At 66.9% G+C, this 20,541-nt stretch carries 14 protein-coding genes and 1 pseudogene; 13 read left to right on the forward strand and 2 right to left on the reverse strand.

All coding sequences use genetic code 11. The annotated features are described in order from the left end of the window. Positions 1 to 10: 10 nt before the first annotated feature. From tldD to ASC93_RS06625, 3 genes are read left to right on the forward strand one after another with little or no spacing between them, the layout of a single operon-like run. Complete coding sequence (gene tldD / locus ASC93_RS06615) at positions 11 to 1,471, forward strand: metalloprotease TldD (protein WP_056439003.1); 1,461 nt, start codon at positions 11 to 13, stop codon at positions 1,469 to 1,471. A gap of 14 nt (positions 1,472 to 1,485) precedes the next feature. After that, entirely contained in the window at positions 1,486 to 2,283 is a 798-nt protein-coding gene (locus ASC93_RS06620; RefSeq protein WP_157201768.1) for a hypothetical protein, read from the forward strand. 51 nt (positions 2,284 to 2,334) lie between these two features. Continuing rightward, complete coding sequence (locus ASC93_RS06625; RefSeq protein ID WP_056439009.1) at positions 2,335 to 2,538, forward strand: hypothetical protein; 204 nt, start codon at positions 2,335 to 2,337, stop codon at positions 2,536 to 2,538. Between the two features lie 230 nt (positions 2,539 to 2,768). Here ASC93_RS06625 and ASC93_RS06630 read toward each other — a convergent pair whose 3' ends face one another. Continuing rightward, positions 2,769 to 5,630 carry a TonB-dependent receptor gene (locus ASC93_RS06630; protein WP_056439012.1) on the reverse strand — a complete coding sequence of 954 codons (2,862 nt, stop codon included), beginning with the start codon at positions 5,628 to 5,630 and terminating at the stop codon, positions 2,769 to 2,771. Between the two features lie 443 nt (positions 5,631 to 6,073). Here ASC93_RS06630 and aroG point away from each other — a divergent pair, with 443 nt between their 5' ends. Next, positions 6,074 to 7,135, forward strand: coding sequence for a 3-deoxy-7-phosphoheptulonate synthase AroG (gene aroG, locus ASC93_RS06635; protein ID WP_056439015.1), 1,062 nt, complete (start codon positions 6,074 to 6,076; stop codon positions 7,133 to 7,135). A 214-nt stretch (positions 7,136 to 7,349) separates the two neighbouring features. Here the strand turns inward: aroG and ASC93_RS06640 are convergent, their stop codons facing one another. Next, on the reverse strand, positions 7,350 to 10,121 hold the full coding sequence (locus ASC93_RS06640; RefSeq protein ID WP_056439018.1) for a TonB-dependent receptor: 2,772 nt from the start codon (positions 10,119 to 10,121) through the stop codon (positions 7,350 to 7,352). A gap of 333 nt (positions 10,122 to 10,454) precedes the next feature. On the opposite strand from ASC93_RS06640, the gene ASC93_RS06645 reads away from it, so the two are divergent. The 9 genes and pseudogenes from ASC93_RS06645 to ASC93_RS31930 form a co-directional block, all read left to right on the forward strand. Further along, complete coding sequence (locus ASC93_RS06645; protein WP_056439020.1) at positions 10,455 to 11,393, forward strand: ABC transporter permease; 939 nt, start codon at positions 10,455 to 10,457, stop codon at positions 11,391 to 11,393. After that, positions 11,390 to 12,400 carry an ABC transporter permease gene (locus ASC93_RS06650; protein WP_056439025.1) on the forward strand — a complete coding sequence of 337 codons (1,011 nt, stop codon included), beginning with the start codon at positions 11,390 to 11,392 and terminating at the stop codon, positions 12,398 to 12,400. Before ASC93_RS06645 ends, ASC93_RS06650 begins: the two co-directional genes overlap by 4 nt. A 4-nt stretch (positions 12,401 to 12,404) precedes the next feature. Beyond that, positions 12,405 to 14,123 (forward strand): ABC transporter ATP-binding protein, encoded by a 1,719-nt coding sequence (locus ASC93_RS06655; protein WP_082547839.1) that lies wholly within the window; start codon positions 12,405 to 12,407, stop codon positions 14,121 to 14,123. Positions 14,124 to 14,151: 28 nt separating this feature from the next. Next, a complete protein-coding gene (locus ASC93_RS06660; RefSeq protein WP_056439031.1) occupies positions 14,152 to 15,105 on the forward strand; it encodes a VTT domain-containing protein in 954 nt (317 codons plus the stop codon). Between the two features lie 206 nt (positions 15,106 to 15,311). Continuing rightward, entirely contained in the window at positions 15,312 to 16,364 is a 1,053-nt protein-coding gene (locus ASC93_RS06665) for a glucokinase (RefSeq protein ID WP_082547810.1), read from the forward strand. Positions 16,365 to 16,770: 406 nt separating this feature from the next. Beyond that, a pseudogene (scpB, locus tag ASC93_RS06670) lies at positions 16,771 to 17,370 on the forward strand (SMC-Scp complex subunit ScpB); the annotation flags it as partial. Between the two features lie 93 nt (positions 17,371 to 17,463). Continuing rightward, a complete protein-coding gene (rluB, locus tag ASC93_RS06675) occupies positions 17,464 to 19,590 on the forward strand; it encodes a 23S rRNA pseudouridine(2605) synthase RluB (RefSeq protein ID WP_056439684.1) in 2,127 nt (708 codons plus the stop codon). Positions 19,591 to 19,885: 295 nt separating this feature from the next. After that, positions 19,886 to 20,374 carry a ribosome maturation factor RimP gene (gene rimP, locus ASC93_RS06680; RefSeq protein ID WP_056439034.1) on the forward strand — a complete coding sequence of 163 codons (489 nt, stop codon included), beginning with the start codon at positions 19,886 to 19,888 and terminating at the stop codon, positions 20,372 to 20,374. Beyond that, on the forward strand, positions 20,371 to 20,541 hold a 171-nt coding region (locus tag ASC93_RS31930; protein ID WP_307188980.1), incomplete at its 3' end, for a NusA N-terminal domain-containing protein. The genes rimP and ASC93_RS31930, both read left to right, overlap by 4 nt.

The following is a 20,541-nucleotide window of genomic DNA, read 5'->3' on the forward strand; positions in this document are numbered from 1 at the left end:
ACCCGACGCAATGACTCCATTCGAACCGAATCTCTCCTCCCTCGCCGTCGCGCGCGACATACTGTTGACGCCATTCGGGCTCGACGAAGGCAAGCTGATCACGACGCTGGGGACCATGTTCACGCACAAGGTCGACTATGCCGACCTGTATTTCCAGTTCACCAAGAGCGAAGGCTGGAGCCTGGAAGAGGGCATCGTCAAGAGCGGCAGTTTTTCGATCGACCAGGGCGTCGGCGTGCGCGCCGTGTCGGGCGACAAGACCGCCTTCGCGTACTCCGATGACATCTCGCAGGCAGCCCTGCTGGACGCCGCCGCCGCCACGCGCACGATCGCGCGCGCAGGCGCCGGGCGCGTGAAGGTCGCGGCCGGCGTCCAGCCGACCGGCGGCCGTGCGCTTTACCTGCCGAACGATCCGCTGGCCTCGCTCGACGCCACGGCGAAAGTCGCCCTGCTGGAGCGCGTCGAAAAGATCGCGCGCGCCAAGGACCCGCGCGTCGTGCAGGTGATGGCCGGCCTGGCGGGCGAGTACGACGTCGTGCTCGTCGTGCGCAGCGACGGCGTGCTGGCGGCCGACATCCGTCCGCTCGTGCGCGTGTCCGTCACCGTCATCGCCGAGCAGAACGGCCGGCGCGAGATGGGCTCGTCCGGCGGCGGCGGCCGTTACGACTACGGTTATTTCAGCGACGAACTGCTGGAAAAATATGCCAGCGAAGCCGTGCAGGCGGCCCTCGTGAACCTGGAAGCGCGTCCGGCCCCGGCCGGCCCGATGACCATCGTGCTCGGCCCGGGCTGGCCCGGCGTGCTGCTGCACGAAGCCGTCGGCCACGGCCTCGAAGGCGACTTCAACCGCAAGGGCTCGTCCGCGTATGCCGGCATGATCGGCCAGCGCGTCGCGGCCAAGGGCGTGACGGTCGTCGACGACGGCACGCTGAAGGATCTCCGCGGCTCCCTCAACATGGATGACGAGGGCAATCCGAGCCAGTGCACGACCCTGATCGAAGACGGCATCCTCAAAGGCTATATCCAGGACACGATGAACGCGCGCCTGATGAAGATGCCGGTGACGGGCAACGCGCGCCGCGAGTCGTTCGCCCACCTGCCGATGCCGCGCATGACGAACACCTACATGCTGGCCGGCGACAAGGACCCGGCCGAGATCCTGGCCTCGGTCAAGAACGGCTTGTATGCGGTGAACTTCGGTGGCGGCCAGGTCGACATCACCAACGGCAAATTCGTGTTCTCGGCCAGCGAGGCCTACATGATCGAGGACGGTAAGGTCACGTACCCGGTGAAGGGCGCGACCCTGATCGGCAACGGTCCGGACACGATGAACCGCATCTCCATGATCGGCAACGACATGCGCCTGGACTCGGGCGTGGGCGTGTGCGGCAAGGAGGGCCAGAGCGTGCCGGTGGGCGTCGGCCAGCCGACCTTGCGCATCGACGGCGTGACCGTCGGCGGCACGGCCTGACGCCAGCCGCGGCGATGGCGTCCGCCCTCGCAAGCTCGACGCCCGCCTTGCGCGGGCGTTTGTTCTTCGGCGCCGCCGTCGCCGCGCTCGTCGTATCGATGCAGCCGCAGTGCGCCCGGGCCGACGAACACACGAATGTCGCCACGCGCTTCGGCCCGGTCGAGACGCAGGCCGTTCCCGCCGCCGGCGCCGGCCTTGAGCGTTCCGACATCCGCTTGCGCGGCGCGTCGCTCGGGCAGGTCGACGGCAACGCCGGCCTCGTCAAGCTGTCCGTGCAGGACGACGCCGATTACGTCCTCGTCGATGCCCAGTTGCCGGACCCGCAATGCCGGCACCGCTTCACCTTGCTGCGGATCGGGCCCGGCGATGCGGCGGCGATGTCGCAACCGTTCGGCGATTGCCTGACGGGCTTCGGCGCGCGCCGTGCGGGCGACAACGTGGTCGTCCAGCTGGCCCGGGAGGGCGCGGCGCAGGTGCACGAGTTCGTGTGGATGCAGGACCGCATGAAGGAACTCTCCAACGTGCTCACCCGCTGCGAAGCGGCCCAATTGACGGCCGCGTCGCGCTGGATACCGGTCGAGTCCGCGCAAGCGGGACGCGTCGTCACCGGCACCGGCCGCGCCTGGTTTCATACGGCACCGCTGGACGAATGCAAGCTCCCGACGTTGTTCGTGATTCCCGGCGATGTGCTGACCGTCCTCCATACGTATGGCGACTACGCGGACGTCGCCTACCGCAATCCGCGCACGGGGCGCGCGGCCGGCGGCTGGGTGCGGCTGGACCATCTGGCGGACAGTGCGCCCAAGCCCTGAACCCTGTGCCACACTTGCCCTGACTGGATCATCCATCGCAAGGAGCAGGACATGGCGAACGATCAAACCCGACAGCCCGGCGCACAGCAAGCGAACCCGACGCCGCCCCCGCCACCCGACAACGCGCAGGCGCAACCGGGCGCAAAGCCGCCGGACGACTTCGACGGGCTCGAAGGCAAGAAGCCCGACGAGCTGACACCGGAAGAACTGCGCCTCATGGCCGACACGATGCCGGGGGAGGGCCCTGGCGACTAAATGTCGCCAGGGCGGCGACCAAAATTGGTAGGGTGGGCACCCTGTGCCCACGCGAAACGCCAACACACCGCATACGTCACGCGTGGGCACGGCGTGCCCACCCTACCGCTCAAAACGAACTCAATGTCGCCGGGCGCCGACCAGGATCGTAGGGTGGGCACCCTGTGCCCACGCGTAACGCCAACACACCGCATACGTCACGCGTGGGCACGGCGTGCCCACCCGACCGCTCAAAACGAATAGCGCGCCCCCAGCGTGTAGTAGCGTCCGCGCGCCCCCTCGTAATCGAGCGGGTTGTACGCCTGCGCGCCGTAGGTCAGCGGATCGAGCGGCGCGATCTTGTCGAACAGGTTCTGGATCGAGCCGAACAGTTCCCAGCGCTGCCGCGGCTTCCAGCGCACGATTAGGTCGACCGTCGTGAACGACGCCAGTTCGCAACCGTTCGGGGCGTCGGCCCCGTTGGCGAAGGTCACGGCGCAGCCGCTCGGGTCGCCCCGGAAGAAGCGGTTCTCGAGTACGCCGCGATAGTTCACGTTGGCCGACACGCGCAGGTTTTCGCGGTCCCAGCCGAAGCGCATATTGACCCGGTCGGCCGGCGTGCCCGCGCAGTTGGTGACGTCGCAGTTGCCGTGCGTGCCCGCGAATTCGCGCGACGTGCCGTCCTGCTCGGTGCGCAGCCATTCGAAGATGTGCGTGTACTTGACGTCGAAGGTGGCATTGCCCCAGGCGTCCGGCAGGTGGTGGTTGTAGCGTGCGTCCACGTCGAGCCCGCGCACCTTGCTCTGGGCCGAGTTGACGTAGCGCGTCAGCACGGCCGTGATGGCGCCGGGATCGCCGGGAATGGCGCTCACGCTGGTGGGGTCGCGCACGACGTGGCCGGCGGCGATGGCGGCATCGACCTGTTCCTGGTTGATCTCGTTCTTGCGCTTGATCTTCCAGTAGTCGACCGAGATGCTCGTGCGCGGCAGCGGGTCCCAGATGACGCCCAGCGTGTAGCTCTTCGAGCGTTCCGGCGACAGGTTGGGGTTGGGCGACGTGATCAGCGCGATCGATGCCGGATTGCAGCTGCTCGTCACGCCCAGCGCACAGCGCACGGGGTCGGCGGCGGTCGAGAAGGCGGCCAGGCCGCCGACGCCGTTTTCGGCCGGGCTCGGCGCACGGAAGCCGCGCGCGAACGTGCCGCGCAGGGCGAATGCGCGCACCGGCGTCCACTTGAGCCCGAATTTCGGCGTCCAGGAACTGCCGACGTCGGTGAAGTGGTCGTAGCGCAGGGCCGCCGAGGCTTCGACGTTGAACGGCAGCGGCGCCAGTCCTTCGCCGTACAGGGCGAACACGTTGCGGGCCCCGGAGTAGGCGGAATAGCCGAGGCCGATGATGTTGCCGCGTTCGGTGCCCGAGGTGGGCATCAGCTCCGTCATCTCGTGGCGGAACTCGGTGCCGGCCGCCAGCCCCAGATTGCCGGCCAGGTAAGGAATGCCGCTGAACTCGCGCGTGGCCTTGAAGTCGACCTGGCCGACCTTGGTGTTCGCCGCGTTGGCGATGGTCGGCGACAGGGCGGCGTACAGCGCGGGCGAATTCAGGTTCGCGTTTTCGCCGATGCGCCACACGGTGCCCGGCGGCAGCGCCGCATAGGCCGGGTTGCGCAGCGCCGCGGCCACGTTGGCGGCGGACGGGTCCAGCAGGGCAAAAGCGACGTCGCGCTGCAGGTAGCCGTTCTGCGTGTTGTTGACGTGGTTGTGCGAGAACAGCAGGGACGAGTCCCAGTCCCAGCCGAAATTCGAGCCCTTGGCGCCGCCGAGCCAGCGGAGGAAGTTGGAGCCGATGTTCGAGACGCGCGGACCGACGTCGGCCGCCAGGTAGCGCAAGCGCGCGGCCGTGCCGAAATACGGGTTGTCGGGGTGGGCGGCGCCCAGCTGGGCGATGGCATTGTTGACGGGGCCGCCCGGGAAGCCGACGGAGGCGCTGACCGTGGACGGCGTCGTCGACGAATCCGTCTGGCTCGTGTACCAGTTGAACTCGCTGTACAGCAGGACGGCCGGGTCGAGCTGGTAGGAGCCGCGCAGGAAGAAACTGAGGTTTTCCTGCTTGGGCTCGATCTGGTTGTAGACCTGGGACGCGTCGATCAGGCAGCCGCCGCCGGGATCGCCCTGCGGGTGGCTGGTGAAGTTGGAACAGGCCGCGCCGGGGAACGTGCGCGTGAAGCCGGGCCCGGCCAGGTTGCCCCGGTTGTAGTAGTTGGTGGGGTCGGCCGGATTGCGCACGTTGCCGTTGATGGCGCTGCCGGCCGTGCCGGTGCCGGGCAGGATGGCGCCGGTGCCGCCGAGCGCCTGGTCGGCCGAATAACCCCATGGCCGCAGGTCGTTGCGGCCGATCCAGTCGCGGTCCGAGCGGTCGCGGTACCAGATCTCGTCGAACTTCTTGTACTCGAGGCTGAACAGGACGTTGTAGCGGTCGGCGTCGAGGCTGCCGACGCCCTTGGTGAAGGCGACGTTCGTGCGCTTGCCGTCCCAGTCGTTGCTGGCGCCGCGCGAGAACCGCACCGTGTTGCCCTGGAAGTCGCGGCGCAGGATGATGTTGACGACGCCGGCGATGGCGTCGGAACCGTAGATGGCCGACGCGCCGTCCTTCAGCACCTCGACGCGCTCGACGGCGTCGGTCGGGATCACGTTCAGGTCCGCGAACTGTTTCTGGCCGTCGTCCGCGAGGCCGTACGGGGCCATGCGGCGCCCGTTCAACAGCACGAGCGTGGAGGCGGCGCCGAGGCCGCGCAGCGAGATGCCGGAAGCGCCGGCCGCGAAGCCGTTGCCGAACGTGGTCGGCACGGAACCCTGGTTGTCGACGGCCAGGGTCTGCAGCAGTTCGGCCACGGTGGCCTTGCCGGAACGCTCGATGTCGGCGCGGTTGACGGTGATGACGGAGGAAGCCGTCTCGGCCTCGGAGCGGCGGATGTTCGAGCCGGTGATCTCGACGCGCGGGACGGGTTTGGGCGCGGCTTCCTGGGCCGGCGCCGGCAGTGCCAGGATTGCCAGGCCGATGGCGCCCCCGCCCGCGAACAGGCGCCGGATCGTTCGGGATATCGGTGTTTCAGTCATGTCCAGACTCCATGTACGATGAGGGATGGTCGACCCGGTGTGCATGCGGCCGGGGCTCGTTGCGACTTTTGCATCTCGCACGGAGAGGCAACTGACATCTCTCAAGCGTGTCCGGCACAGGGGAAAAGGGTGTCTGGTTGGCGCAACCGATCGCCTGTATAGGCAACCGTAACCGACAGATCACGGCACAAATAAAGTCTTGCCAACGTCGATGCAATGTTGTTATAGTCAATCGACCATTCAGGAACCCACATGCGCCACGCCGTTTTCTTTACCTTTTATTTTTGGTTTAGCCATTCCAGCCCAACGGCGGTGGAGTAGCGGCAGGTTCACGCAGTAACAGAACAGCGTCCGACACAAAAATCCAAAAGACCGCCGAGCTGGCGGTCTTTTTTTTTTACGGCCCCGAATTTTTAATCATCAGATCAGAACGGAGAACAGCAATGCCCCGCACCGACGACCTACGCATCCGCGAAATGAAGGAATTGACGCCGCCCTCGCACCTGATCCGCGAATTCCCGGTGACGCCGGAGGCCGAGCAGACCGCGTCGCAGGCGCGCCTGGCGCTGCATCGCATCCTGCATGGCCAGGACGATCGCGTGATGGTCGTGATCGGCCCGTGCTCGATCCACGATCCGAACGCCGCCATGGAATATGCCCGCCGCCTCGTCGAGCAGCGCCACCGCTTCGCCGGCGAGCTGGAAATCGTCATGCGCGTCTACTTCGAGAAGCCGCGTACGACGGTCGGCTGGAAAGGCATGATCAACGACCCGTACATGGACAACAGCTTCCGCATCAACGACGGCCTGCGCATGGCGCGCGAGCTGCTGCGCGACATCAATGAGCTGGGCCTGCCGGCCGGCACCGAATTCCTCGACGTGATCAGCCCGCAATACATCGCCGACCTGATCAGCTGGGGCGCGATCGGGGCCCGCACGACCGAGTCGCAGGTGCACCGCGAACTGGCGTCGGGCCTGTCGTGCCCGGTCGGCTTCAAGAACGGCACGGACGGCAACATCAAGATCGCGGCCGATGCGATCAAGGCGGCGTCGCAGCCGCACCACTTCCTGTCCGTGACGAAGGGTGGCCACTCGGCGATCGTGTCGACCGCAGGCAACGAGGATTGCCACATCATCCTGCGCGGCGGCAAGGCGCCGAACTATGACGCGGCCAGCGTCGAGGATGCCTGCAAGCAGCTCGCCGCCAACGGTCTCGCGAGCCGCCTGATGATCGACGCCTCGCACGCCAACAGCAGCAAGAACCCGCAGAACCAGGTGCCCGTGTGCGCCGACATCAGCGCCCAGATCGCGGCGGGCGATACGCGCATCGTCGGCGTGATGGTCGAGTCGCACCTCGTCGGCGGCCGCCAGGACCTCGTGCAGGGCAAGGAACTGACGTACGGTCAGTCCGTCACGGACGGCTGCATCGACTGGGACACGAGCATCGCCGTGCTGGAAAACCTGGCCGCCGGCGTGCGCGCACGCCGCCTGCGCGACGACGCCTGAGTCCGTTCGTGGTGCGTTTGCGTCACGCGTGGGCACCACGTGCCCACGCGTGACGTTCGCAACGTGTTGGCGTTACGTAAAACAACCGCCGCAGCCCGGTAGGGTGGGCGGCCTCCGCCCACGCGTGACGTTCGCAACGTGTTGGCGCTACGTAAAAAAACCGCCGCCGGCCTCGCAGCCTGCGGCGGTTTTTTCATTGCTTGCGTTCAGCCGATCAGAACTGGTAACGCACGCCAGCCTTGAAGAACCGGCCGATGGCGCCGCTGGCGTCCATCGGGTTGTAGCTCATGCCGCCGTAGGTCAGCGGGTCCAGCGGCGCGACCTTGTCGAACAGGTTCGAGATCGAGCCGTAGACCTGCAGCTGCGGCGTCACCTGGTAGCGGGCCGACAGGTCGAGCGTCGTGAACGAGGCCAGGCGGCAGTCGCCCGGCGCCGGCGAACCGTTCGCGAACTGCGAGGCGCACTTGTCGCCGGCGAAGTACACGTTCTGCATGTCGGCGCGGTAGTTGGCCGTCGCGGTCACGTTCAGGTTCTGGCGGTCCCAGGACAGGCTCGTGCTGATCTTGTCCTTCGGCGTGCCGGCGCAATCCGACGTATCGCAGTTGCCGTGCGTGCCGGCGTACTGGTAGCGCGTGCCGTTCTTCTCGGCGCGCACCCACGACGCGACGTGGGTCCAGGTCAGGCCCAGCGTGGCGCGGCCGTAGTCGCCCAGGCGGAAGCGCTGCTTGACGTCCAGGTCGACGCCCTTGACCTCGGTGAAGCTCGAGTTCTGGTACGGCGCCTTCGACAGCAGCAGCGTGCCCGAGTTCGGGACGACGACGCCGTTCACGACGAGGTTGTTGTCGTTGCGGATTGCGGTCGGCAGGGCGGCCGCTTCGACGTACGACAGCGGGTTGATCTCGTTGCTGCGCTTGATCTTGAAGGCGTCCAGCGACAGCGCGGTGCCGTCCAGCGGGTCCCACACCATGCCCAGCGTGTAGCCCTTCGATTTTTCCGGCTGCAGGTTCGGGTTGCCGACCTTGACCGCGCCGATCGAGATCGCGCAGTCGGCCTGGGTGGCGCCGCCGGCGGCCGGGGTGCCGTTCGGGCAGCGGATCGGATCGCGCACGGACGAGCTGCCGGTGCTCTGGCTGGCCGCGCTGAATTCGGCCGGACCCGGGGCGCGGAAGCCTTCCGTGTAGGTGCTGCGCAGCGCGAAGGTCTTCAGCGGCGTCCACTTGATGCCGAATTTCGGCGTGGTCGACGAGAAGTCCTTGTACTTGTCGTAGCGCACCGCAGCGTTCAGTTCGACCGTCTTGACGATCGGCGCGGCCACTTCGAAGAACACGGCCGAGACGTTCTGGTCGCCGTTGGCGGCGACGTACGACGCGTTGATCGAACCGTCCTGCGTGCCCGACAGCGACGGGTTGTCCAGCGACTGGTGGCGGTATTCCGCGCCGACCGCCAGGCCCAGTGCGCCGCCCGGCAGTTGCATCAGTTCGCGCGAGGCCTTGAAGTCGACGACGTCGAGTTCGGTGGTCGAGTGCGACGTGGCGTTCGTCACCATGGCCGCGTACAGCGAGGACGGATTCTTGCCGGCCTGCGTGCCGATGTAGTACGGGAAGTAGGCGCTCTTCGGATCGCCCAGCGCGGCCTGCAGCACCTTCATGTTGATCATGTTGCTGTAGTTCAGGTCCAGCGTCGATGCCGAGTGCGTGAGGCCGGTATCGAAGTCCCAGCCGGCGACCGTGCCTTTCAGGCCGAACACGAAGCGCGAGAATTCGTTGTCGGCCGAGCGGGTGCTGGGGCCGACGTCGAACATCGAGTAGCGCAGGCGCGCGGCGGCGCCGTACGGGTTCTGCGGGTGCTGGGCCGACACCAGGATCGCGTTGCCGTAGTTGATGACGCCGGTCGGGCTGGCGGCGTTCGGCGGGAAGGCGACGGTGGAGCTCGTCGCGGGCGGGGTCAGCGTGAATTCGGTGTCGCGCTTCGAGTAGCCGGCTTCGGCGTAGAACTGCAGGCCGCCGTCGAGGTTCTTGGTGAAACGGCCGTAGAAGTTCATGCCGCCGATCTTCGGCTGCATCGAACGGAACTGGTCCTGATACCACAGGCAGCCGCCGGCCGGGTCTTGCGCGGCGGTGACCGAGAACTGCGCGCAGCCCGGCAGCGAGACGTAGTTGCCGGTCTTCGGATCGCGCAGCGCGCCGGTCGGCGTCGGGCTCGACGCGCCCGGCGTGATGTAGCCGCCCGCGAACTGGGTGTTGGCGGCATAGCCCCACGGACGGATGTCGCCGTGGCCGATCCAGGCGCGGCTCGCGCGGTCCTTGTTCAGCAGCGACGAGTTGCCGTAGAACTCGGCGTTGACCATGACGTTGTAGCCGTCTTCGTCGAGGTGGCCGCGGCCCCAGGTGAGGGCGGCCTTGCCGGTGCCGGCGTCGTGGTAGCGCGATTCGCCCGCCTCGGCCTTGAAGACCGTGCCGACGAAGTCCTTGCGCAGGATGATGTTGACCACGCCGGCGATCGCGTCGGCGCCATAGGTCGACGAGGCGCCGTCCTTCAGGATCTCGATGCGCTCGACGGCTTCCATCGGCACGGTCGACAGGTCGGTGAAGCTCTTCTGGCCGTCGTCGGCGCGCGCGAACGGCGCCATGCGGCGGCCGTTCAGCAGCACCAGCGTGGACGTGGCGCCCAGGCCGCGCAGCGAGATGGCGGTGGAGCCGGCGGCAAAGCCGTTGCCGAAACCGGTCGGCAGCGAACCGGCGCCGTCCGACGTCAGGGTCTGCAGGTATTCCGCGACGGTGCCCTTGCCGGACTTGGCGAGGTCTTCACGGCTGACCACCTGCACGGGCGACGCCGTTTCGGCGGTCGCGCGCTTGATGCTGGAACCGGTGATTTCGACACGCTGGATCGGCCCCTGGGCGTCTTGCGCCACGGCCGGTGCAACACCCAGCGCCGCGTAGGCGAGGGCGAGCGTCACTGCTTGTGCGATAGCTTTCTTTTGATGCATTACAACTCCAAATTGTGCTTCGATGGCAAAGGCTAAACATCGGCGCATTCCCGATTCCGTGCAATTTTGGTATGTGTATGCCGGACCGGGCTGTCTCATGATGTAGTCTCTCTCTGGGTGGCCAAAAAACTACTGTTTTATTTTGGCAACGCATCAGAACACCAGTGCCTACAATGTGTCAATACGATGACAATGCGTATTGCGTAAATACCACATTCGCTCATCCGTCAACTCATCTATTTGGTTATGGCCCCATGACATCTTTTCCCGGCCGGGGCGGCGCAATCTGGTCTATAGTTCCGAACGCGTTCGATGAATCACCCGGGAATCCCGATGTTTGCTTATATCCTGCGGCGCCTGTGGCAGATGCTGCCGACGATGGCCGGCGTCGTCGTGCTGGTGTTCGTGCTGTTCAACTGGGTCGGCGGCGACCCGTCGTACCTGTTGGCGGGCAAGATGGCCGACGCCCACGCCATCGCGAATATCCGTGCCCAGCTGGGGCTCGACGCGCCGTGGTACGTCCAGCTCGGCATCTTCGTGAAGCAGATCCTGACGTTCGACTTCGGCAACGCCTGGGCGACGGGCGAGCCCGTGTCGCACATCATCGCCACCCGCCTCGGGCCGTCGCTGACGGTGCTCGTGCCGCTGACGGTGCTGGAGACGTCGATCGGCATCGCGCTGGCGCTTGCCATCGCGTTCGTGCGCGGTTCGCTGACGGACCGGCTCGTGATGGTCGCGTGCACGGTCGGCATGTCGATCTCGATCCTCGTCTACATCATCGTGTTCCAGTACGGTCTCGCCTATAAACTGGGGCTGTTCCCCGTGCAGGGCTGGGGCGAGCACTTCACGGAAAACCTGCTGCGCTACGCCACGCTGCCGATCCTGATCGGCCTCGCCGTGTCGGTGGCGCCGACCCTGCGCCTGTTCCGCAGCTTCGTGCTGGACGAGGTGGGGCAGGACTATGTGCGGACCGCGCGCGCGAAAGGCCTGCCGGAGCGCCGCATCGTGTGGGTGCACGTGCTGCGCAATGCCGCGATTCCCATCATCACCTACGTCATGGCCAACCTGCCGGCGCTGCTGATCGGCGCCTTTTTGCTCGAGCGCTTCTTCGGCATCCCCGGCATCGGGCGCGAAGTGATCCTCGCCGTCGAGCGCAGCGACTTCCCCGTCATCAAGGCGGTCACGGTCTACGTCGCCGCCGCCACGATGGTGTTCAACCTGCTGGCCGACCTGATGTACCAGGCCGTCGATCCGCGCGTGCAGCTCAAATGAATCATCCGGTCACCTCTCCCGGCCTGTGGACGCTGGCCTGGCGCCGCCTGCGCGCCGACCGCGTCGCGATGGCGGCGCTGGCCGTCGTGTGCCTGTACCTGGCGTCCGTCGTGCTGGCGGCGACGGGGCTCGTGGCCGCCGACTGGGAGGACGAAGTCGCCGTCAACTACGCGCCGCCCACGTTCATCGGTCCCGATCCGGCGCTGGCGGCGCTGGCGCAGCCGCAGCGCCCGGTGCCGCCCAACGCGTTCGATCCGCTCGCGGCCGACATCGCCGACCTGCAGGCGCAGCTGGCGCGCCGCGGCCATGCCGCGCATGCCGCCAAGCGGACCACGTTGCCGTTCGGCGCCGACAAATGGGGCCACGACATCGTCAAGAAGACGATCAAGGGCGGGCAGACGTCGATCGTCGTCGGCCTCGTTGCCGCGTTCGTCGCCGTGCTGCTCGGCACCCTGTTCGGCGCCTTGTCCGGCTTCTACGGCGGGGTGGTCGACGACCTGTTCAACTGGTTCTACAGCGTGTTCACGTCGATTCCCTCGATCCTCATGATCCTCACCGTGGCCGCCGTGCTGCAGACGAGGGGCGTGCTGACGATCGTGCTGATCCTCGGGCTCACCGGCTGGACCGGGCCGTACCGCCTGATCCGCGCCGAGTACATCAAGCACAAGGCGAGGGAATATGTGATGGCGGCCGATGCGATCGGCGCGTCCGGCTGGCGCAAGATGTTCGTCCACATCTTCCCGAACGTGTCGCACGTGGCGCTCGTGCAGATGTCGATCCTCGTCGTCGGCTTCATCAAGGCCGAAGTGATCCTGTCGTTCCTCGGCTTCGGCGTGCCGGTGGGCGTCGTCTCGTGGGGCAGCATGCTGAACGAGGCGCAGAATGAACTCATCCTCGGCAAATGGTGGCAGCTGGCGGCGGCCGCCAGCGCCATGGCCATCCTGGTGACGGCGTTCTCGCTGTTCGCCGACGCGCTGCGCGATGCGCTGGATCCGAAACTGAAGTGAGATGATGAGCGACACGAACCTCCTCGAAGTCCGCGACCTGCGCGTGTCCTTCAAGACCGACAAGAAGAACACGTTCGAGGCCGTGAAGGGCATCTCGTTCAGCCTGCCGCTCGACGCCACCGTCGCCCTCGTCGGCGAATCGGGCAGCGGCAAGTCGGTCAGCTCGCTCGCCGTGATGGGCCTGCTGCCGGCGGATACCACGATCATCCACCCCGGTTCCTCGGTCCGCTTCGAAGGCCGCGAGCTGCTCGACCTCTCCGTCGGGGAGCGGCGGCGCCTGTGCGGCAAGGACATCGCGATGATCTTCCAGGAACCGATGTCGTCGCTGAACCCCGTGTTCACGGTCGGCTTCCAGATCGGCGAGGTGCTGCGCCTGCACCTGGGCATGGACAAGCGCCAGGCGCGCGCGCGCACGCTCGAACTGCTGGACGAAGTGGGCATTCCCGATCCGGCGCACAAGATCGACGCCTACCCGAGCCAGATGTCGGGCGGCCAGCAGCAGCGCGTGATGATCGCGATGGCCATCGCCTGCGAGCCCAGGCTGCTGATCGCGGACGAGCCGACGACGGCGCTGGACGTGACGATCCAGAAGCAGATCATGGACCTGATCGCGACCCTGCAGAAGCGGCGCCGCATGGCCGTGCTGTTCATCACGCACGACCTGGGCTTAGTGGGCGAGATCGCCGACCGCGTGATTGTCATGCGCCACGGCGAGGTGCGCGAAGAGGGCGACGCCGCGCAGGTGCTGGGCGACCCGCGCGACGCCTACACGCGGGCGCTGCTGCACTGCCGGCCGCCGCTGGATGCGCGGCCCGTGCGGCTGCCCGTCATCGACGACTACATGAGCGGACGCGCGCAGCCGGGCGCCGCGCTGCCGCAGCGCACGCGCGGCTATGCGGCGGACGACGAGAACATCCTCGTGGTGAACGGGCTCGCCAAGAGCTTTTATCTGCGCGAGGGGCTGTTCGGGAAACGCGAATTCAAGGCCGTGAAGGATGTCTCGTTCACGCTCCCGCGCGGCAAGACGCTGGGCGTCGTCGGCGAATCGGGATCGGGCAAGACGACGGTCGGCCTCACGCTGCTGCGCCTGCACCGCGCGACCGGCGGCAGCGCCATGTTCGACGGCCGCGACCTCGTGGCGATGAGCGACGCCGAGTTCCAGGCGTACAAACGGCGCATCCAGATCGTGTTCCAGAATCCGTACGCGTCGCTGAACCCGCGCTTCACGGTCGGCCAGATCCTGCTGGAGCCGATGCGCATCCACCGCATCGGCAGGAACGATGCGGAGCGCACGGCCCACGCGCGCCAGCTGCTCGAGCGCGTCGGGCTCCCGGCGCATGCGTTCGAGCGTTACCCGCACGAGTTCTCCGGCGGCCAGCGCCAGCGCATCGCCATCGCGCGCTGCCTGACGATGAAGCCGGAGATCCTCGTGTGCGACGAATCGGTGTCGGCGCTCGACGTGTCGGTGCAGGCCCAGGTCCTGAACCTGCTGCAGGACCTGCAGGACGAGTACCGGATGAGCTACATCTTCATCTCGCACGATCTGTCGGTGGTGAAATACATCTCGGACCGCGTGATGGTGATGCACCACGGCAGCGTGGTCGAAATGGCCGACGCGGACGAGCTCTATCGCAATCCGCAGCATCCCTACACGCAGCAACTGCTGGCCGCCATACCGGGGTCAGAGCCCGGATGTTGGAAATTGCCCAAAACCGGGCTCTGACCCCGGCGTTTTCCGCTACCATACGGGGATGACCCAGCTTTCGCACCTGATACACGTCTACGGCGTCCTGATCGTGTTCGGCACCGTCCTGCTCGAACAGATCGGACTGCCGATTCCCGCGTTTCCGGTGCTGATCATCGCCGGCGCGCTGGCCGTCGACGGCAAGGCGAACTGGCCCTTGTATCTGGCGGTGTCCGTGCTGGCCTGCCTGATCAGCGATTATTTCTGGTTCCGCGCCGGACGCCATTACGGCAAGCGCATCCTGCGCCTGCTGTGCAAGATTTCGCTGTCGCCCGACTCCTGCGTCAGCCAGACCGAGGACAATTTCAGCCGCTGGGGCGCGAAATCCCTCGTCGTGGCCAAGTTCGTTCCCGGCTTTAACACGATCGCGCCGCCGCTGGCCGGCGCCATGGGCACGACGACGAACCGCTTCATCTGGCTGTCCATCGCCGGCGGCCTGCTGTGGAGCGGCGTGGGCATGGGCCTGGGCGCCTGGTTCCATGGCAGCGTGGACGACGTCATCGCCTGGTTCGAGACCATGGGCAGCACGGCGTTGATGGTCATCGGCATCCTGCTCGCGCTGTTCGTGTTGTTCAAGTACATCGAGCGCAAGCGCAACCTCGGCGCGGCCGACCTGCCGCGCATCACGATGGACGAACTCAAGGACTTGCTCGAAGGCGGCCACGACCCGCTGATCGTCGATGCGCGCGGCGTCACCGCGCGCCAGCTGGAAGAGGGCATTCCGGGCGCGCTGGTCTATGGCGACGCCGTGCCGGCACGCCTGATGGCGTCGCTCGACAAGGAGCGCCACATCGTCATTTATTGCTCCTGCCCGAACGACGTCACCTCGGCCCAGGTCGCCAAGGAATTCATCAGGAACGGCTTCCACCGTGCGCGCCCCCTGCGCGGCGGCCTGGACGCCTGGAACGATCACTGCGCCGCCGGCCAGGCCGACGCCGAACTCAAGCCCAAGGCCGGCTGAGCGGCCCCGGGCGCGCCGCGCGCGCGGCACCCACCGTTCCGTACATTTCGCAAACTTCCACGTTGGTAGCTCGACTACTCGGCAACCGTGGGGGGTTTTACGCAGATTCCCCCGGATTTGCTGTTCTGTGTACCTAAACTACAATAAAAGCTTGCGCTGCAGCCAAGAAATCCTTAAGCTTGAGGAATCTGTTTCTTAGGCCTGCCATGATCGTTTCGCCCGTTGCCATCGTCGATCCGTCCACCGAACCGCGCCTGGACAGCGCGCGCCACGCGAGCCCGCGCCTGTTGGCCGATATCGGCGGCACCAATGCGCGTTTTGCGCTGGAAACCGGGCCCGGCACAATCGAGTCGATCGAAGTCCTGCCCTGCGCCGCCTACGCGACGCTCGCCGACGCGCTGCGCGCCTACCTGGCATTGCCGGCCGTGTCCGCCGCCGGTGCCGTGCGCCATGCCGCGATCGCCATCGCGAATCCCATCGTCGGCGATGTCGTGCGCATGACCAATCACCACTGGGCGTTTTCGATCGAGGCGCTGCGCCTGGAATGCGGCTTCGCCGAGCTCGCCGTCGTCAACGATTTCTACGCGCTGGCGATGGCGCTGCCGCACTTGGCGAACGCCGAAAAACGGCAAGTGGGCGGCGGCGCGCCGGTGGCCGGCACGCCGATCGGCCTGCTCGGCGCTGGCACGGGCCTGGGTGTGTCCGGCCTCGTTCCCGCGGAGAACCTGCCGGCCGGCGCAAAGCCGAGCTGGACCGCGCTGCGCAGCGAAGGCGGCCATGTGACGTTTGCGCCCGCCAACGAGACCGAAGTCGCGATCCTGCAATTTGCCTGGCGCGAATTCGGGCATGTGTCGGCCGAGCGTTTCCTGTCCGGTGCCGGCCTGGAACTCATTTACCGCGCGCTGGCCCACCACCGGGGCGTCGCGGCCGAGGCGCTGGATGCGCCCGAGATCACGCGCCGCGGCCTGGCCGGCGCATGCGCGCTGTGCGACGAGGTCATCGAGGTCTTCTGCGGCATGCTGGGCACCATCGCGGGCAACCTGGCCGTCACGCTGGGCGCCCAGGGCGGCGTCTATATCGGCGGCGGGATCGTGCCGCGTCTCGGCGAGCGCTTCGCGGCCTCGTGCTTCCGCGCCCGGTTCGAACAGAAAGGCCGCTTCGTCGGCTACCTGGCGCAGGTGCCGACCTATGTGATCACGGCCGAATATCCCGCTTTCGTCGGTGTTTCGGCCATCCTGGCGGACCGGTCAGGCGTGTAATTCCGGCCGCCGCGGCCGCGTTGCGCAGTGCGGGATGCCTTTTCCCGCTTTTATCGGGTACAATGAACGGCAGTTGGAAGAAACGATGTCGTTCGCTTAGCCCAGCGCGCCAGGAGCCTCGCCTCCAGAGCCCAGTCTCCCGATGGTGCCGGCAGCCCCGTTTCTCTTGAAATCAACCGTTTGCGGACCACTTACCGGTGGGCCGCCCCGTGGCAGGGCGCAACCCCCACGGTATCCCGCCCGGTATTCCAAGCCGGGCGATGGAACCCCGTTTCAAAGCGTGAAGTCTCAGCCTGGCGGCCGCGCGGCTGGCAATGTTGGCCGGCGCTCCTGGCCGGCCGCGTTGAACGGGTTATGTTTGATGGTTCTGGCATCCAGAGTTGCACACTCCGCTGACGACATCGTTATGAACACTGATGAGGCCAAGAAGGTCCTCGAGACCGCCTTGCTGTGCGCGCGCGAGCCGATGACGATCCACGCCATGAAGAAACTGTTCGTCGACGCGGACAGCGCCGGCCGCCCCATCGGCGCCGGCGTCGGGTCGGATACGATCAAGATCCTGCTCGAGGAATTGCGCCAGGATTGGCAGGATCGCGGGATCGAGATCGTGAGCCTGGCGTCGGGCTGGCGCTTTCAGAGCCGCCCGGAAATGAAGCCTTACCTGGACCGGATCGCGCCGGAAAAACCGCCGAAATATTCGCGCGCGACGCTGGAAACCCTGGCCATCATCGCCTACCGGCAGCCGGTGACGCGCGGCGACATCGAGGAAATCCGCGGCGTGGCGGTGAATTCGCAGACGATCAAGATGCTGGAAGACCGCGGCTGGATCGATGTGGTGGGCCACCGCGAAGTGCCCGGGCGTCCGGCGCTGCTGGGAACGACGAAGCAGTTTCTCGACGACCTGGGGCTCGCCGCGCTGTCCCAGTTGCCGCCGCTGCAGCAGGTGGCCGATATCGGCGCCGGGCGCAGCCTGGAGGCGCTGGAAGCGGCCCTGCAACAATTTGACGACACTTCACCCGTTGAAGTCCCGATACACGACCAAGCGCTCGCGTCCAACGACTGATCGTCGCGCCAGGTCAGCAAAACCAAGAAACGAATGATGAATCCAACTGACATGAACGAGACGACCCCTGCCGAGGCAGGACTGGAGACGGCCGCGAAGCCGAAGCGTCGCACCGCCAAGCCGAAGGCGGAGGCCGTGGCGCCCGACGCCGTGCAGCCCGAGGCCGAGGCCAAACCGAAGCGCACCCGCAAGACCGCGGCCCAGAAGGCGGCCGAAGCCGCTTCCGCCGCCGACAGCCCGGCCGCCGCCGCGCCTGCAGCCGCCGCGCCTTCCCCCGAACCTGCAGCCGCACCGGTGACGCGCAAGCCGCGCGCCCGCAAGGTCGCTGTCGCCGATGTGGCCCCGGCAGCCGTCGAGCCTGCATCGGCACCCGTCGCCGCCGCACCGGCGCCGATCGCCGCCGCGCCTGCGCCCGCCGAACCCGCGCCCGCCCAGGCAGGCGACGGTGCCGGCAACCAGCGCAAGCCGCGCGGTCCGCGCCAGATGCGCGAGCAGCGCCAGCAGCGCGACGCGCGCCAGCCGGCACGCGCCGAGGAGCAAACCGCCGCCCCGGCCGCCGACGCGGCCCCGGCCGGCGTCGATGGCGTCCCGGCGGAAACCGGCCGCAACGAGCAGCGCCGCGACCAGCGCGGCGGCAGGCAGCAGAAGAAAGGCCAGCAGGGCCAGCCGCGCGGCCAGCAGGCGCAGGGCCAGAACGGCCCGCAGCAGGCCGGCCAGAACCCGGGCCAAAACCCGGGCCAGAAGCCGCAGCAGGGCAAGAACAAGAACGCCAGGAACAACGCCGCGCCGGGCAAGGGTGGCAAGGGCGGCAAGGGCAATGACGCGGATGCCGTGTTCTCGTTCGTCACGTCGGACGCGTTCGACGCCAACGACGGCGGCCGTGGCCAGCACCAGCCGACCAAGGCCCGCCGCGACCTGACCGCCGAGGACGACGCCCCCAAATTGCACAAGGTGCTGGCCGAAGCCGGCCTGGGTTCGCGCCGCGACATGGAAGAACTGATCATCGCCGGCCGTGTGTCGGTGAACGGCGAGCCGGCCCACATCGGCCAGCGCATCCTGCCGACGGACGCGGTGCGCATCAACGGCAAATTGCTGCAGCGCCGCGTGAACAACAACAAGCCGCCGCGCGTGCTCGTGTATCACAAGCCGGCCGGCGAAATCGTCAGCGCGGACGATCCGGAAGGCCGTCCGTCCGTCTTCGACCGCCTGCCGACCATGAAGACCGGTAAATGGCTGGCCGTGGGCCGCCTCGACTTCAACACCGAGGGCCTGCTGCTGTTCACGAATTCCGGCGACCTGGCGAACCGCCTGATGCACCCGCGTTACAACATCGACCGCGAATACGCCGTGCGCACGCTGGGCGAGCTGGAAGAAGGCATGCGCCAGAAGCTGCTGGCCGGCGTCGAGCTGGACGACGGCACGGCGTCGTTCACCAAGATCGTCGACGGCGGCGGCGAAGGCGTCAATCGCTGGTACCGCGTGGTGATCGGCGAAGGCCGCAACCGCGAGGTGCGCCGCATGTTCGAGGCGGTCGGCCTGACCGTGTCGCGCCTGATCCGTACCCGCTACGGCGCCATGACCCTGCCGTCGGGCCTCAAGCGCGGCCGCTGGGAAGAACTGGAAGAAAACGACGTGCGCCACTTCCTCGACGCCTTCGGCATCGAGAAGAAGGGCGGCAACGGCGCCGGCGCCGGCACCGGTAAAGGCCCCGTCAAGGGCCAGGCCAGGGGCCAGGGGCCGGTCGGCAAGGCGCGCGGCGCCGACGACGCCGACGATCACCGTTCGAACGGCAACCGCATCGATCGCGCCGACGCCAATCGCAACGTCGATCCGTTCGGTCCGCCCGTGGTGCGCGTCGGCACCGGCCGCGAAACCGGCATCCTCGGGAACGGCCGCGCGCCGCAGGGCGGCGGCAATCGAGGCGGCCAGGGCGGCGGCCAGGGCGGCGGTCAGGGCGGCAAGCGTGGCGGCCAGGGCGGCCGCGGCAGCGCCGCCGGTGGACAAGGCGGGCAGGGCGGACAAGGCCGCGCCAGCGCCAAGGGCCCGCGCCAGCCGGACCCGCTGCAGACCACGTTCGGCTTCGCCGGCAACGGCCAGGCCCGCCGCGGCCAGGGTCCGCGGGTGAGCGACCACGGCATGCCGCGGCGCGGCCGCCGCGGTTGATCGATCGCCTCGGGACGGCGCGCCAAGCCCGTCCCGGCAAGGTCATGCCGCGCGAAAATGGAGCGTCCGCAGCGCTGCCCGGATCAAAAGAGTAGACTGTTGCATAGCTGTTCATTTTGCAGTGCGGCGATTGCGGCCGAACCTGTATCGGGTTATAATTCGCAGCCTAACCCGAGTGCTTCCCAATATTGTTTTGGCGAACAAGCTCCAGTTGGGAATACAAAAGATGGGCAGTTGCCCATTTTTTTTTTGTTGAAACGTTTTAAGGGTCCGGCACCGGACCGTGGAGAAACTTGTGCAGTTGTTTGATTTGATCGCCACGACAGTCAGCGGACTGGGCTACGAACTCGTCGATATCGAACGGGCGGAGCGAGGCATCCTGCGCGTGTTTATCGACTTCCCGGCGGCAGTGGCGGACGAAAAGGGACCGATCTCGGTCGAGGATTGCGCCACGGTGAGCCACCAGTTGTCGCACGTGTTGACGGTCGAAAACGTCGACTACGAGCGCCTGGAAGTGTCGTCGCCCGGACTGGATCGTCCGGTGCGCACCCTGGCCGACTTCGAACGCTTTGCCGGCAGCGAATGCACGGTCAAGCTGCGCGTCGCGATGCCGGGCAGCGCGAACCGCAAGACCTACACGGGCATCCTGCATGCCCCGCAAGGCGAGACGATCGGGTTGGAATTTGAAAGCAAGGACGGTCCGGCGATGCTGGAATTTACGCTGGCCGAACTGGACAAGGCACGCCTTGTGCCAAAGGTGGATTTTAGGAGTCGCAAAGCATGAGTCGCGAAATTTTGTTACTGGTTGATGCGCTCGCGCGCGAAAAGAACGTCGATAAGGAAGTGGTCTTCGGGGCGCTTGAGTTCGCCCTGGCGCAAGCTACGAAAAAGCGCTACGAAGGCGAGGTCGACATTCGCGTGTCCATCGACCGTGACACTGGCGAATTCGAA

It is taken from the genome of Massilia sp. Root335, assembly GCF_001425685.1.
Classification (GTDB): Bacteria; Pseudomonadota; Gammaproteobacteria; order Burkholderiales; family Burkholderiaceae_D; genus Telluria; species Telluria luteola.